General features: G+C 74.3%; 13 protein-coding genes. 7 read left to right on the top strand and 6 right to left on the bottom strand.

Going from position 1 to position 14,409, the window contains the following annotated elements; translation table 11 throughout:
• Window positions 1-19 precede the first annotated feature (19 nt).
• Entirely contained in the window at window positions 20-226 is a 207-nt protein-coding gene (locus J2S41_RS29655) for a DUF397 domain-containing protein (RefSeq protein ID WP_310372562.1), read from the top strand.
• 45 nt (window positions 227-271) lie between these two features.
• Here the strand turns inward: J2S41_RS29655 and J2S41_RS29650 are convergent, their stop codons facing one another.
• Window positions 272-1,285 (bottom strand): RDD family protein, encoded by a 1,014-nt coding sequence (locus tag J2S41_RS29650; protein ID WP_310372560.1) that lies wholly within the window; start codon window positions 1,283-1,285, stop codon window positions 272-274.
• Between the two features lie 46 nt (window positions 1,286-1,331).
• On the opposite strand from J2S41_RS29650, the gene J2S41_RS29645 reads away from it, so the two are divergent.
• Window positions 1,332-2,288, top strand: a complete 957-nt coding sequence (locus J2S41_RS29645; protein ID WP_310372558.1) for a stage II sporulation protein M — start codon at window positions 1,332-1,334, stop codon at window positions 2,286-2,288.
• A 745-nt stretch (window positions 2,289-3,033) separates the two neighbouring features.
• Here the strand turns inward: J2S41_RS29645 and J2S41_RS29640 are convergent.
• Genes J2S41_RS29640 through J2S41_RS29620 form a run of 5 tightly spaced genes read right to left on the bottom strand, consistent with a single transcriptional unit; the run spans window position 3,034 to window position 8,144 of the window.
• Window positions 3,034-4,425 (bottom strand): DUF58 domain-containing protein, encoded by a 1,392-nt coding sequence (locus tag J2S41_RS29640; protein ID WP_310372557.1) that lies wholly within the window; start codon window positions 4,423-4,425, stop codon window positions 3,034-3,036.
• Entirely contained in the window at window positions 4,422-5,405 is a 984-nt protein-coding gene (locus J2S41_RS29635; RefSeq protein ID WP_310372555.1) for an AAA family ATPase, read from the bottom strand. Before J2S41_RS29635 ends, J2S41_RS29640 begins: the two co-directional genes overlap by 4 nt.
• Window positions 5,402-6,727, bottom strand: a complete 1,326-nt coding sequence (locus J2S41_RS29630; protein WP_310372553.1) for a DUF4350 domain-containing protein — start codon at window positions 6,725-6,727, stop codon at window positions 5,402-5,404. The genes J2S41_RS29635 and J2S41_RS29630 overlap by 4 nt, the downstream gene beginning before the upstream one ends.
• Entirely contained in the window at window positions 6,724-7,296 is a 573-nt protein-coding gene (locus tag J2S41_RS29625; protein ID WP_310372551.1) for a DUF4129 domain-containing protein, read from the bottom strand. Before J2S41_RS29625 ends, J2S41_RS29630 begins: the two co-directional genes overlap by 4 nt.
• Window positions 7,293-8,144, bottom strand: a complete 852-nt coding sequence (locus J2S41_RS29620; RefSeq protein ID WP_310372549.1) for a hypothetical protein — start codon at window positions 8,142-8,144, stop codon at window positions 7,293-7,295. The genes J2S41_RS29625 and J2S41_RS29620 overlap by 4 nt, the downstream gene beginning before the upstream one ends.
• Before the next feature lie 200 nt (window positions 8,145-8,344).
• Between J2S41_RS29620 and mtrA the strand changes: the two genes are divergently transcribed.
• The 5 genes from mtrA to hpf all read left to right on the top strand — a co-directional run bounded on the left by mtrA (window position 8,345) and on the right by hpf (window position 14,385).
• Complete coding sequence (gene mtrA, locus J2S41_RS29615; protein WP_033339693.1) at window positions 8,345-9,034, top strand: MtrAB system response regulator MtrA; 690 nt, start codon at window positions 8,345-8,347, stop codon at window positions 9,032-9,034.
• A gap of 214 nt (window positions 9,035-9,248) precedes the next feature.
• Entirely contained in the window at window positions 9,249-10,811 is a 1,563-nt protein-coding gene (gene mtrB / locus J2S41_RS29610) for an MtrAB system histidine kinase MtrB (RefSeq protein WP_374728278.1), read from the top strand.
• Window positions 10,808-12,649: an LpqB family beta-propeller domain-containing protein gene (locus J2S41_RS29605; protein WP_310372546.1), complete on the top strand. Its 1,842-nt coding sequence runs from the start codon at window positions 10,808-10,810 to the stop codon at window positions 12,647-12,649. Before mtrB ends, J2S41_RS29605 begins: the two co-directional genes overlap by 4 nt.
• Window positions 12,650-12,719: 70 nt before the next feature.
• Window positions 12,720-13,439, top strand: coding sequence for a ComF family protein (locus J2S41_RS29600; RefSeq protein ID WP_310372544.1), 720 nt, complete (start codon window positions 12,720-12,722; stop codon window positions 13,437-13,439).
• Between the two features lie 328 nt (window positions 13,440-13,767).
• A complete protein-coding gene (hpf, locus tag J2S41_RS29595; protein ID WP_310372542.1) occupies window positions 13,768-14,385 on the top strand; it encodes a ribosome hibernation-promoting factor, HPF/YfiA family in 618 nt (205 codons plus the stop codon).
• Window positions 14,386-14,409 lie beyond the last annotated feature (24 nt).

Genomic DNA, 14,409 nt, shown 5'->3' with positions numbered 1-14,409 from the left:
AGAGAGGATGGTGGCGCGGATGTCTGCCGCGTCCCACAGCCATGCCCTGCCATGGCGGAAGAGCAGCAGAAGCTCCTCCAACGGCGCCTGCGTCGAGGTCGCCGCGATGCCCGCGGCGGTGCACGTGCGGGACTCCAAGGACCCGGACGGCCCGATGCTCACGGTCGGCCACGATGCCTGGACGCACCTGATCGGTGTCGTCTCCGACGGTCGTATCGCCCGATAGCGGTACTCGCGGAAACACCCCCGGCGGACGTACCCGCCGGGGTCCCTACGTCTCCTCCGGCGGGGAGGACGCGCGCAGCGTGCTGGCCATCGCCGGTGGGGTCATGCCGGTCCAGTCGGGGAGTTGGCGGTCGGCCTGCCAGGGTGGGCGTGGCCAGGATTGGCTGGGCCACTCGATGCGCGCGTCCGGCGGGATGGCGGGCAGGGGGCGGAAGCCGGGCTGGGGCAGGCTGGGCCAGAGTGCGGCGGATACGGCCCGGTTGCGGGCCAGGCGGTGGGTGGCGCGGCGGTGCCGTTCGGCCAGCACCGCGGCCAGGTAGGCCCAGTCCGGGACGCCGGGTGGCGGTGGTGGCGCGGTGACGGACGCGACCTCGGAGGCGAGCGCGCGGCCGAGGCGGCTGCGGTCCGGCTCCACCAGCGTGGTGCCGCGGGACAGGAAGTGGCGGACCGCGAGCGCCAGGTCGTCGCCGAGGCCGGTCAGGTCCAGCGTGAGCGCCCAGCCGGCCAGCGCGGGCGGCATGCCGGGGACCCAACCCCAGCTGGTGGCGGCGCGGTCGTGGATGACCATCGTGCCGGCCGCGAGGTCGCCGAGGCGCTTGCCGAGCGGGTTGGTGAGCATGGTGAACAGGCTGGCGATCCAGGTGACCAGCGGCAGCACCAGGCCCGGCCACTCCAGCGCCACCCCGACCAGCGCCCGGGTGAACGCGTGCCGCAGTTGGATCGGGCCGCCGTCGTCGCGCACCACCCGGATGCCGACCAGCGCCTTCCCGGCGGTCCGGCCGCCGGACAGCGTCTCCGCCACGGTGGGATAGCCCACCAGGACCAGCGCGGTGACGATCACGGTGAGCGCGCCCATCACGGCCTCGTCCAGCCGGTTCAGCACGCCGGCGATGCCCAGCCCGAGCACCAGTGCCATGGTGACGGTCAGCGCCAGCCCGCACTGGACCACGATGTCGACCGCGAGCGCGAGCACGCGCGAGCCCGGCCGCGCCACCCGGATCTCGACCTCCACCGCCTCGCCCGAGACCAGGCCGCCACCTGCCGCATTCCCGTCCGCCACGCGCACAGTGAAACACTATGCCGGAACGGCGCGGGCAGGGGGATTAGTGGATCTTGATGCGTACGTGGCGGAGCACGACGGCGAGTGGCGCCGGCTGGAGCAGCTCTCCCGCGGTCGCCGCCTGTCCCCGGCCGAGGTCGACGAGCTGCTCGCGCTCTACCAGCGCGCCACCACGCACCTGTCCGTGGTCCGCAGCCGCTCACCCGACCCGATCCTGGTCGCGCGCCTGTCCCGGCTGGTGCTGACCGCCCGCGCAGCGATCACCGGCGGCCGCCGCCTGCGCCCGGCCGACGCGGCCCGGTTCCTCACCCACCACTTCCCGCTCGCGGTCTACCGCGCCTGGCCGTGGTGGTCCGGCGTCGCGGTCGCGTTCTGCGCGCTGACCGCGTTCCTGACGTACTGGGTGGCCACCCACCCGGACAGCGCCGCGCTGTTCATCGGCGAGGAGCGGGCGCGGGAACTGGTGGAGAGCGAGTTCGCCGGCTACTACACCGAGTTCCTGCCCGCCTCGTTCGCCTTCCACCTGTGGACGCACAACGCCTGGCTGGCCGCCCAGTGCCTGGCCTCCGGCGTACTGATTCTCCCGGTCTTCTGGCTCCTCTGGCAGAACGCGCTGAACATCGGCGTGGTCGGCGGCGTCATGATCGACTACGGCAGCGCCGAGCAGTACTTCGGCCTGATGATCCCGCACGGCCTGCTCGAACTGACCGGCATCTTCGTCGCGGCCGGCGCCGGCCTCCGCATCGGCTGGGCCTGGATCGCCCCGGGCCCGGACCGCACCCGCGGCCGCGCGCTCGCCGACACCGCCCGCGAAGGCATGATCGCCGCGGTCGGACTGATCGGCCTCTTCGCGGTCGCCGCGCTCATCGAATCCCTGGTCACGCCCTCCCTCATGCCCACCGCCCTCCGCATCGGCATCGGCGCCGCCGCCTGGCTCGCCTTCCTCGGCTACGTCCTCCTCCTCGGCTCCCGCGCGGCCGGCGCCGACGCGTCGAGCCGCTAGAAAACCCTTCAAAAGCGGATTTTCCCGCTCCCAGCGCGGTGCGGCCCGCATGCTCCCGCGGGCCAACCTCCGGCTCCCCTCCGACTCCGCTGGCGCTCCGCTCCGGTCCGCCGGTCGGAGCCGGTCCCGCCGCCGGCCGGGAAAACCACACGCTCGGGCCGCGCGGCCTGGTGCGGGGAGACCACCCGCTCAGGCTGCGCGGTGTCGTGCCAGGCTGTGGCCGGTTGTGCGAGATCGCCGGGGTGGATGCGGTGCCTGGTGCCGCTGCGGTGGAGCGGTCAGGCCGCCGGCCGGGGGGACCACACGCTCAGGCTGCGCGGCGTCGTGCCAGGCTGTGGCCGGTTGTGCGAGATCCCCGGGGTGGATGCGGTGTGGGGTTGACCGGTCAGGCCGCCGGCCGGGGAGACCACCCGCTCAGGCCGCGTGGCGTGGTGCCAGGGCCGTGGCTGGCTGCGTGAGATCGCCGGGACGGATGCCGCGTGCCGAGCGGCTGGAAGGGAGACCCGGCGCTCGGTGGGATTCCCTCGGCCGGGTGTCGCGACCGGTGCTGTCTTGACCGCTGAGCCATGCGCCGCCTGCCTCAATAGCCGCGCGTCGTACCAGAGCAAAGCCTTGAACGCTATATGGCGATATTTCAGGCGCGGAGTGCCTGGTCACCCATGCCGTTCGCCCAAGCGACCGGACGGCGAGCGCCGGTCACCGGCCATGCGCGAAGCCGGCCTCGGCCGCGCGGCCGGTCGAGGCCTCAGAGGCGGCCCGCCGCCTTCAGGGTGAGATAGGCGTCGCTGACGCGGGAGGCGAAGTCGTCCAGTGGCGCGTCCACGACCTCGACACCATGGCGGGTGAGGGCCGTACGGACCCGGTCCCGGTCGGCGTACGCCTGGTGGGCGGCCGCCGCCGCGTAAGCCTGGTCGGCGTTCTCCGGGACGCGGGTGGTCAGCGCGGCCAGCGCCGGATCGTGGACGGAGGCGAGCAGGACCTTGTGCCGGGCGGCGAGGCGGGGCAGCACCGGCAGCAGGCCCTCGCCGAGCGGGCCGGGCTCCAGCGTGGTGAACAGTACGACCAGCGCCCGTTTCCGCTCGCGGCGCAGGATCTCGCTGACGACCAGCTCGAAGTCCGTCTCGACCAGCGCGGGTTGCAGCGGGGCCAGCGCGTCGACCAGGCGGGGGAGCAGCGCCTCGCGGCCGGCGCCGGAGACGGCGGCCCGGACCGCGGTGTCGACGGCCAGCAGGTCCACCCGGTCGCCGGCGCGGGCGGCGAGCGCGGCCAGCAGCAGCGCGGCGTCGATCGCGGCGTCCAGGCGCGGCTCACCGTGCCGGGGCGGCCCGGCCGCGACCGGCGCGTCCTCGGGCGGCGGGGACGCCAGCCAGGACGGGCGGCGCCCGGGATCGGCGGCGCGGTCCACCCGGACCGCCGAGGTGCGGCCGGTGTCCAGCACGCACAGCACCCGCCGGTCGCGTTCCGGCCGCCAGGTACGCACCAGCACGTCCGACCGCCGCGCGCTGGCCCGCCAGTCGATCGAGCGTACGTCGTCGCCGACCACGTACTCGCGGAGCGCGTCGAACTCGGTGCCCTGACCGCGCCCGCGCGCCACCGTGGAGCCGTCCAGCACCCGCAGCCGGGACACCTTCTCCGCCAGGAATCGGCGGGACTCGAACCGGGGCAGCGTGCGCAGCGTCCATCCGGGCGTCTCCGGACGGCCCGCGAGCTGCCGGAACGCGAGCCGGAACGGGCCGTGCGAGCGCAGCGTGACGCGGACCGCGGCCCGGTCGCCGCGGCGGGTGGGCCGCAGCCGGGTCTCCACGACCGCGGTGCCGCCCGGCTCGATCTCCAGCCGGTGCGTGGTCCGCTCCGCGCCGGCCGAGGGGACCCAGTCGTCGCGCAGGTCGGCGCGCAGCGTCCGTACCCCCCGGTTGTGAATGGTCAGACGCACCGTGGCCGGGTCGCCGAGCCGGACCGCCCGCTGACCGTCCCGGCCGAGCGTGACGTGCCGCAGCGCCGCCGCGGCGCGGAAGTCGAGCGCGGTCAGCGCCGCCACCACCGCCAGCACCACGGTCAGGCCGATCCACGGCCACGGCCACAGCGGCATCGTGGCGGCGCCGGCGACCAGCAGCAGCGCGGCGCGCCAGGTGATCATCGTGGCGCCGGGACGGACGCGAGCACGGAGTCCAGCACCGCGTCGGTGGTGACACCCTCCAGCTCGGCCTCGGGGCGCAGCCGCACCCGGTGCCGCAGCGTGGCGCGCGCGACCGCCTTGACGTCGTCCGGCGTCACGTAGTCGCGGCCGGCCAGCCAGCCCCACGCCTTGGCCGTGGCCAGCAGCGCGGTGGCGCCGCGCGGGGACGCGCCCAGCTCGAACGCGGGGGAGACGCGGGTGGCCCGGCAGATGTCGACCATGTACGCCAGCACCGGGTCCGCGACCGCGACCCGGGCGACGGCGGCGCGCCCGGCGTTCAGGTCGTCCGCGGTGGCGACCTGCCGCACGCCGGCGGCGGCGAGGTCGCGCGGGTCGAAGCCGGCGTGGTGCGCGCGCAGCACGCCGAGCTCCTCGTCGCGGGTGGGCAGCGGCACGGTCAGCTTGAGCAGGAACCGGTCCAGCTGCGCCTCGGGCAGCGGGTACGTCCCCTCGTACTCGACCGGGTTCTGCGTGGCGGCCACGATGAACACGTCCGGCAGCGCGCGCGGCACGCCCTCCACCGACACCTGCCGCTCCTCCATGACCTCGAGCAGCGCGGACTGGGTCTTCGGCGGCGTCCGGTTGATCTCGTCGGCGAGCAGCAGGTTCGTGAAGACCGGCCCGTTCCGGAACTCGAACTTCGCGGTGTGCGGGTCGTAGACCAGCGAGCCGGTCACGTCGCCCGGCATCAGGTCCGGCGTGAACTGCAGGCGCTTGGCGTCCAGCGCGAGGGCCGCCGCCACGGTCCGGACGAGCAGCGTCTTCGCCACGCCGGGCACGCCCTCCAGCAGCACGTGGCCGCGGCACAGCAGCGCGATGAGCACGCCGGTGACCACCGAGTCCTGCCCCACCACCGCCTTCGCCACCTCGGCGCGCAGCCGGTGCAGCGTCTCCCGGGCGTCGTCGGTGGTCGCCACCGCACCGACTGCGTTCTGGGTCACCGGTCGTCTCCTTCGTGTGTCACGGCGGTGGTCAAGTCGTGCAGCGCGCCGGCCAGCCAGACCAGGTCGCCGTCGTCGGTCACCGGGAAGTCGTACAGCACCTGGCGGGCCTCCCGCTCGTCCGCGCGCAGGTACGCGGCCACGGCCGCGCTCAGGTCGGCTTCCGGCGGGAGGCGCAGCCGGTGGGCGAGCCGCTGCCGGGCGGCCTCGCGGAGGATCTCCGCGCTGTGCGCCGCGGCCCGGGCCCGGCGGTAGAGGCGGCCGCGGCCGAGCACGGTCTCGTGCGCGCGGACCTGGACCGGCAGCGGCTCCACCACGGGCGGGCCGAGGCGGCGGGCCCGCCACAGCGCGGTGACCAGCGCCGCGACCGCGAGCAGTACCAGCATCGCCCAGAACCACGGCGGGAACGCCTCGAACATCGGGTTGTCCGGCCGCTCGGGCGCCGCCGCGCGGTCGTCGTCGCCGTCTCCGCCGGAGCCCGCGTCCCCGTCGTTCTCGCCGGCGCCGCCCGGCTGCGGGCTGCCGTCCGGGGCGGGCCGGTCGTACGGCGTACCGTCGTCGGCCGAGGTGTCGTCCGGGTAGAGCGAGGGCGGCGCCTCCGGCCCGTTCGGCCGGGCGGTGGTGTAGAGCGGCGGCGGCTCCAGCCGGTGCCGGTCCAGCCAGATCATGCGCGCGCGGGTGCCGAGCAGCCCGACCGCGAGCCGTTCGTTGCCGTGCTCGCGGATGCGGTCGTTGCGGAACGGGTCGCCGGTGCCGATCACGTACGTCTCGGCCGGCAGGTCCAGCGCGCGGATCAGGCCCTGGCCGTAGCAGGCCGGCCCGGCGCCGTCGTAGCGCTGGCGCAGCGCGGCGGCGACCCCGGCGGCCCGCGCCTCCTCGATCCAGCACGGCCGGGGCTGCTCCGCGTCCGGCGCGACCGCGCGGGTGGTCCAGCGCCGGCCCTCCGCGCTGACCGCGAGCCCGGCCGCGCGCAGCGACGGTGCTGCCGGCGCGACCAGCACGATCCGGGTGGTGGGTGGCAGCAGCTCCAGCATGCGCAGGTACTCCGGGTGGATCGCCTCCGGCGCCGGGATGAACAGCGTGGCGTTGCCCCGGTACGCCTCCAGCAGCGCGTCCGACGTCTTGGTCAGGTGCTGGACGTCGACGCCGGCCGCGGCCAGGGCCCGGCGGAGCGCGCTGCCCCCGGTGCCCTCGGTGACGGCCGGTGACAGGTAGGTGTTCTCCGACGGATCGGGCTCCTCGATCGCGTACGTGACGCCGGTGACCAGCAGCAGCGCCAGCGCGACCGCGACCGGGATGATGATCCGGTATCTGCGCCTCATCGCCGCCCCTCCCGCAGCGCCGCGCCCAACTCCGTGGAGAGCTCCCGCATCCGCTGGTCGTGGCCGGGCTCGGCGGGGTGCTGGCCGTACCAGATGTCGGAGAAGATCGTCCCGGCCGTGCGCAGCGGCGCGTCCAGCGCGGGCCGGGCGCGGACGGCGGCGCCGGCCAGCTCCGTGACGGTCCACTCCGGGTGGTGCTCGATCACGTGGTGCTCGACCAGCTCGCGGACCATGGCGCGGTGCCGCTCGCGGACCGCCTCGGCGTAGCGGCCGTCCGCGGCGTACCGGTCGGCGAGCGTGACCAGCGAGTTGGACGGCAGCTCCGGCAGCGTGTCGATCTCCACGGTCTCGATCGCCTCGGCCGCGTCCGGGCGCGCGCGGCGCCGTCGTCGCAGCCGCCATCGGGGCAGCCGCAGCCGGGGCAGGCGGCGCGGCACCCAGGCCGGGTACGCGTACCAGGCGATCGCCACCACGAACGCGGTGAACAGCACGATCAGCATGGCGATGCCGGCGCCGACCCGGTCGTCGACCACGCCCACCATCTCGGTCCACCACCGGCTGAAGGTCATGCCGGAGTCCCCTGGGCGAGCGCGGTCTCGGTCACGGTGCCGTGCGCGCGGGCGCGGGCGAGCCGGATGTCCAGCCCTTCGGTGCGCATTCGCGTCTCCAGGTAGACGACCGCGTCCAGGCAGGCGAGCGTCGGGTAGGCCAGCGTGTTCGCCAGCGTCCAGACGACGAAGCCGAGCGGCGCGGCCCAGCCCGGATGGGTGAGCCCGAGCAGGTCGACCGTGTACACGCCGGAGAGCGCGAGCGCGATGCGCATGGCCAGCCAGCCGGTGGCGCCGAGCAGCCGCACCCACAGCCCGCGCGCGCCGTGCCGGGTGGCGATGGACAGCCCGCGGCCGATCGCGCGCCCGACCCGCAGCCGGTCCACCACCAGCACCGGGATGATCAGCCCGGTCAGCCCGTACACCGGAATCCACAGCAGCCCGGTGAACGCGGTGACCAGCGTGAGCGCGCCGACCAGCAGCGCGACCAGCACGACCGGGCCGAGGCGGGTGGCGCGCGGGTCGAGCACCCGGCGGGCGGGCAGTCGCGTGCCGAGCAGCGCGGCCGAGGCGGCGCGCGCGGCGGCGCCGCCGAGCAGCAGGATCGCGACCGCCTCGGTGGCCGCGCCCACGGTCAGCAGGACCCAGAACCGATCAAGGTCTTCCCACTGCGGTACGTACGTCGGCGGCGGCGCCTGCGCCCAGGCGCGCACCGGCGCGAGCGCGAGCTGCTCCGCCGCGGCCAGCAGCAGCCCGGCCGGCAGCAGCGTCCGCGCGTTGTCGCGCAGCACGCCGACCGCGGCGTCGAGCAGCTCACCGACGGTGAGCGGACGCAGCGGAAGCGCGGCGGAGGGACCCGCGTGATCCAAACGGTGGCTCCAGGGATGAGACGTCGAGGGATTCGCTCGGGCAATCCTGGCACGCCGCGACGAGCGCCCGTACGCCACGACCACCCCTCGCGAAACGCGCCGATAAAATCCCGAGATCACCCGATTCGGTACGGACGGACGGCACAGACCGTCGGCGGGCGTCACGCGGTTCGTGGGGAGGAAGTGCGATATTGGACGCCATGAGAGCCCGGGTCCTGGTGGTCGACGATGATCCAGCGCTGGCGGAGATGCTCGGCATCGTGCTGCGCAGCGAGGGATTTCTGCCGTCATTCGTCTCCGACGGCGAGCGCGCGCTCGCCGCGTTCCGTGAGAACAGGCCGGACATCGTCCTGCTCGACCTGATGTTGCCCGGCATGAGCGGGATCGACGTGTGCCGGTCGATCCGCTCGGAGTCCGGCCTGCCGATCGTGATGCTGACCGCGAAGAGCGACACCGTCGACGTGGTGCTCGGCCTGGAGTCCGGCGCCGACGACTACGTGGTGAAGCCGTTCAAGCCGAAGGAACTGGTCGCGCGCATGCGGGCGCGGCTGCGCCGGGGCGAGGACGCGGCGCCGGAGCTGCTGACGATCGGCCCCCCGACGAACCAGATCACGATCGACGTGCCCGCGCACACGGTCAGCCGCGACGGCGAGGAGGTCAAGCTCACGCCGCTGGAGTTCGACCTGCTGGTGGCGCTGGCCCGCAAGCCGCGCCAGGTCTTCACCCGCGAGGTGCTGCTGGAGCAGGTGTGGGGCTACCGGCACGCGGCCGACACACGCCTGGTCAACGTGCACGTACAGCGCCTGCGCGCCAAGATCGAGCCGGACCCGGAGCGGCCGGAGATCATCTTGACCGTGCGCGGCGTGGGCTACAAGGCGGGGAACGGCTAGCCTGTACGGCGTTGTGACCCGTACCTCTCCGCTCACGCTGATCCGACGGCTCGCCGCGTCCCGCGCGGCCGCCGCGCTGACCGCTGCCCTGATCCGGCTGCGCGACTCCCCGGCCGGCCGGGTGGCCGGCGGCTGGTGGCACGCGGTGGCGTGGCGCGCCGGCCGGGTCGCGGCCGTGGCCCGCCAGGCCTGGCGCCGCTCGCTGCAACTGCGCATGGTCGCCATCACGCTGATCGCGTCGAGCGTGCTGGTCGGCGTGTTCGCCTTCGTCGTGGCGAACCGGGCCAGCACGATCCTGCTCGACCAGGCCACGGCGAACGCGGAGGCGCAGCTGCGGGCCGGCGAGATCTGGGCCGACTCGCAGCTCGGCGTGCACAACCAGTGGTTCGACCCGGAGCTGCAGAGCACCATGTCGAGCACGGTCGGCTACCTGGTCGGCGGCGAGGCGAGCCAGGTCAGCGGCCGGGTCTGGTCGCTGCGGGCGTACAAGCTGTCCGGCCTGCAACCGGTCACCGCGCCGCAGGTCGACGACGTCTCCCAGGTGATCACGCGGGACCTGGAGACCAGCGTGGCGACCGAGGGCCCGTCCTCGCAGATCCGCACCGCGTCGCTGGGCGGCGGCGAGCCGCAGAAGTACCTGGTCTACGGCACGCCGGTGCTGACCAGCTTCGGCCAGCTCGAGCTGTACTACGTGGTGCCGCTGACCGCGGAGGACCAGGCGGCGAACGAGATCCGCACCACCGTGCTGGTCACCGGCGCCGCGCTGGTGGTGCTGCTGGTGATCCTGACCGCGCTGGTCACCCGCCTGGTGGTGACGCCGGTCCGGGTCGCGGCCCGCACCGCGCAGCGGCTCTCCGCCGGCCTGCTCGACCAGCGGATGGCGGTCAACGGCGAGGACGATCTCGCGCTGCTCGGCGCCTCGTTCAACCAGATGGCGGCCAACCTGCAGCGCCAGATCGTGCGGCTGGAGGAGATGTCCCGGCTGCAGCGCCGCTTCACCTCGGACGTCTCGCACGAACTGCGGACACCCCTGACCACGGTACGGATGGCCGCCGACCTGATCTTCGCGGAGCGCGACGAGTTCGATCCCGCGGTCGCGCGCAGCGCGGAGCTGCTGCAGAACGAGCTGGACCGGTTCGAGAACCTGCTGACCGACCTGCTGGAGATCAGCCGGTTCGACGCCGGGTTCGCGATGCTGGACGCGGAGCCGACCGACCTGGTGCCGATCGTGGAGCGGGTGACCGAGCGGCTGGCCGGGCTGGCCGAGCGCGTCGGCGTACCGCTGGAGGTGGAGCTGCCGGAGGCCGCCATGGTCGCGGAGGTCGACCCGCGCCGCGTCGAGCGGATCCTGCGCAACCTGGTCGGCAACGCGATCGAGCACGGCGAGGGCAAACCGGTGCGGGTACGCATGCGCGCGGACGAGACCGCGGTGTCGATCACGGTCCGGGACCACGGCGTGGGCCTGAAGCCGGGCGAGGAGAAGCTGGTCTTCAACCGGTTCTGGCGGGCCGACCCGTCCCGGGCGCGGCAGACCGGCGGCACCGGGCTCGGCCTGTCGATCAGCCTGGAGGACGCGCGGCTGCACGGCGGCTGGCTGGAGGCGTGGGGCGCGCCGGGCGCGGGCGCGCAGTTCCGCCTGACGCTGCCGTGCCGGGCCGGTGACCGGCTCACCGCCGCGCCGCTGCGCCTGGTCCCGGACGACCTGCCGCCACGCGCGTCGGACTCGCCGCTGGCCGTGAGCGAGCTGCGCCGGGTCACTGAGGAGGCGCCGTCGTGAGCGCTCGGTGGAGGTTCGCCGCGGCCGTCACGGCGCTGCTGCTGGCGGCCGGGCTGACCGGCTGCGGCATCCCCGGCTCGACCGACGTGCAGGTGCACGGCGAGATGCCGTCGCCGGACGCGCCGGGCGGCGGCAACCCGATCCTGCCGGTCGACCGGCAGACGGCGAACGTGAGCTCGCCCGAGGCGCTGCTGGCGTCGTTCCTGTCCGCCGCCGCCGGCGATCCGGAGCAGGCCGTGGACCGGGTCCGGTCGTTCCTGGCGCCGACCCAGAGCGCCGCGTGGAAGCCGTCGAACGAGATCAACATCGTCCGGCTGATCGAGCCGGCCGTGATCACCGATTCGGAGTCGTCCTCCACGGCCGTGGTGCGCGTGCAGCACCTGGGCGTGCTCGCCGCGAACGGCGCGGTGGAGCCGCCGACCAACGACGAGACGGAGTACACGTTCACCGTCGGCCAGGTGGCCGGCCAGGACGGCTACTGGGTGTTCACCGCGCCGCCGCTGCTCCTGCTGCCGGACGAGGAACTGGAGGCCCGGTACACGAACACGCCGGTCTACTTCTGGAACAAGGAGCGGACCGCGCTCGTCCCGGACCTGCGCTGGCTGCCGCTGAGCATCACCTCCGACCGCCGCCCCACCGAGCTGCTGGAGTGGCTGATCGGCGGCCCGTCCGCGCTGATCGGCCAGGCGGTCGACGGGCTCCCGGCGAACGTGAAGCAGAAGGGCAACGTGCCCAAGGCCGCGGCGGGCGACCCGCTGGAGGTCAACCTGAGCGCGGAGGCCGGCGCGCTGGACGACGACGCGATCCGGCGGCTCGGCGCCCAGCTCTACTGGACGCTGCGCGCGTACGCGGGCGGAGGCATTCAGGTCAAGGTGGAGGGCCAGGCGCGCGCCACGTTCGCCGGCGACGCCGCGGTGCTGGCCGCTAACCCGTCGTCCCAACTGGTCCCGGAGCCGGGCCGGTTCGCGATCTACGACGGCCGGATCGTGCGGATGGGCGGCGGCAGCAGCCCGGCGCCGGCCGCCGCGGTGCCGCTGGTGACGCCGGAGACCAACACCGGCGTCCGGTACGCGTCGTTCTCCCGGTTCGGCCAGCGCACGGTCGGCGCCTGGGTGCGCGACCGGGGCACCGGCGCGGGCCTGGAGCTGGTGGTGGCGCCCGAGGTGCTCGGCAAGCCGCCGTTGCGGACGCCGCTCGGCGACGCCGAGGCCGGCCGCCCGGTGTGGCTCTGGGCGCCCGGCGCGACCGCGGATCAGGCGCCGGACAGCCTGGTCGGCCTGATCGTGGTGAACGGCCGGTTGCAGCAGTTCGGCACGCAGGCGACCAGCCTCACGCCGATCGCGGTGCCCAACCTTCCCGGCCCGGAGATCACCGACATGGCGGTGTCCTACGACGGCCAGCGGATCGCCCTGGTCTCCGGCGGCCGGGTGTTCGTGGCCGCGCTGATCCGCACGGACACCAACGTGAAGATCTCCGCCTCGGTCCGCGAGGTGCCCACGTCGCTGCAGAGCATCTCGGCGGTGGACTTCGCCCGCGAGGACCGGCTGATCCTGGCCGGCCAGAAGGCGCGGCAGGGCGCGATCGTGGAGGTCACCGTGGACGGCGTGTTCGCGCAGGACCGGGCGACCGCGCTGGGCACCGCGCAGGTCACCTACCTGGCCGCGTACCCGGTGAACCCGAGCCGGCCGGGCGGCGGCGGCAGCGAGGCGCTCTACGTGTCCAACAACATCGCCTACAGCCTGCTGTTCAGCTCCACCCGGATCGACGCGGTGCGGCTGGGGGAGCTGCCGTCGGACGCGGTCTCCGGCACGATCAGCGCGCCGTTCTTCCAGGAGTGAGACGCGCCCCCTCGGCGCAGTGACGGGGGTCTATCCTTCGGAACACCACGACCACCGGAGGGGTACGAGCATGGGCGCGGGCCTCTGGGCGACGCTGACCGATCTGATCCTGCCGTCCGCGTGCGCGGGCTGCGGCGCCTCCGGCCGCGCGCTGCGCCGCGCGGTCTGCCCCGAGTGCGAGGCCGCGCTGCGCACGCTCACGCCGTTCGCCACCCGGCCGGACCCGGCACCGCCCGGCTTCCCGCCCTGTGCCGCGCTCGGGCCGTACGCGGGAGTGCTGCGCGGCGCGCTGCTCGACTACAAGGAGCGTGGCCGCCGCGCGCTGGCCCGGCCGCTGGGCATGCTGCTCGGCGACGTGGTGGCCGCCGCCGCGCCCGCGCCCGCCGTGGTGCTGGTGCCGGTCCCGTCCACGCCGCGGGCCGTGCGGGAGCGGCAGGGCGACCACCTCGCCGCGCTGGCCGGCTGGGCCGCGTCCCGGCTGCGCGAGGCGGGCGTGCGCACCACGCTGGCCCGCCCGCTGACCGCCCGCTCCCGCGCCGACTCGACCGAGCTCTCCGCGGCCGGGCGGATGACCGAGGCCGCGGCCAAGTTCCGGGTGCGGGCGCGGGAGGCGGCCCGGCTGCGCGACACGCCCGGCCCGGCGATCCTGCTCGACGACATCGTCACCACCGGCGCCACGCTGGCCGTCATCGCGGACCGGCTGCGCGCCGCCGGCGTGGCGGTGACCGGCGCCGCCGTGCTCGCGGCAACGTTGAGACGGCAGCCTTTGTCCCCCGAACGTGCCCGGTGAGCGAATCTTCTCGACACGGTCTTGGGAACGGAGCGTGACGCGGGCCCGAACACGGGTTAGCGTTTCTATAGCGGGGGTATGACCCTCAAGATCTATCGCCGCTGTGTGGGTGCTTCGCACCCCGCTGGCCGCGCTGGCCAGCACTGCCCGCCGAGAGGAGGCTACGCCGCGTTTTCGGAGGTCGGTCGAGATCGTTTCCCCAGCGCGCGCCGGCATGCACGCGGACCGCGCCTGACCGTCCTCCGCCTCGTCAGACCAGTTCAAGCCCAGATCTGTGGCCGCCGGGGTGCCCGGTGGTCTCTCAGAATCGATCATGGGGAGGTCACGCGTGGACATTGTCGTCAAGGGTCGCAACGTTGAGGTGCCGGACCACTACCGGGTGCACGTCGCCGAGAAGCTCGAAAAGATCGAGCGCTACGACCAGAAGCTCATCCGCGTCGACGTCGAGCTGTTTCACGAGCGCAATCCGCGCCAATCCGATCACTGCCAGCGAGTCGAGATCACGGTCGTGTCCCGCGGCCCGGTGATCCGCGCCGAGGCATGTGCCGCCGACTTCTACAGCGCCCTGGACAGCGCCATCACCAAGCTGGACACCCGTCTCCGCCGCTCCGCCGACCGTCGCCGCGTGCACCGCGGCCGCCGGACCCCCGTCTCGGTCGCGGCCGCGACCGCGGGGCTGCCGGCCGAGGGCTTCGCCCCCCTGGGTGGCGGGACCGCCACCATGGTCCAGGAGCGGGAGCAGGAGCCGGACCACGACGACCAGCCGTGGCACATCGTCCGGGAGAAGGAGCACTCCTCCATCCCGATGTCCGTGGACGACGCGCTCTTCCAGATGGAGCTGGTCGGCCACGACTTCTACCTCTTCATGGACAAGGAGACCGGCCGCCCGAGCGTCGTCTACCGGCGCCGCGGCTACGACTACGGCGTCCTGTCCCTGGAAGCCTGACGTCCGCGCGGACGAGGTGCCCGC

This window comes from Catenuloplanes atrovinosus, assembly GCF_031458235.1.
Classification (GTDB): domain Bacteria; phylum Actinomycetota; class Actinomycetes; order Mycobacteriales; family Micromonosporaceae; genus Catenuloplanes; species Catenuloplanes atrovinosus.
The sequence above is the reverse complement of the archived record's forward strand: the minus strand, read 5'-3'. Positions and strand labels throughout refer to the sequence as shown.

Bases quoted from the DNA above. Each gene is read 5' to 3' on its own strand.
- mtrB (WP_374728278.1), top strand. From the start codon at position 9,249: ATGGTCGCCATCACGCTGATCGCGTCGAGCGTGCTGGTCGGCGTGTTC.
- J2S41_RS29600 (WP_310372544.1), top strand. From the start codon at position 12,720: ATGGGCGCGGGCCTCTGGGCGACGCTGACCGATCTGATCCTGCCGTCC.
- mtrA (WP_033339693.1), top strand. From the start codon at position 8,345: ATGAGAGCCCGGGTCCTGGTGGTCGACGATGATCCAGCGCTGGCGGAG.
- J2S41_RS29625 (WP_310372551.1), bottom strand. From the start codon at position 7,296: ATGACCTTCAGCCGGTGGTGGACCGAGATGGTGGGCGTGGTCGACGAC.
- J2S41_RS29630 (WP_310372553.1), bottom strand. From the start codon at position 6,727: ATGAGGCGCAGATACCGGATCATCATCCCGGTCGCGGTCGCGCTGGCG.
- J2S41_RS29655 (WP_310372562.1), top strand. From the start codon at position 20: ATGTCTGCCGCGTCCCACAGCCATGCCCTGCCATGGCGGAAGAGCAGC.
- J2S41_RS29640 (WP_310372557.1), bottom strand. From the start codon at position 4,425: ATGATCACCTGGCGCGCCGCGCTGCTGCTGGTCGCCGGCGCCGCCACG.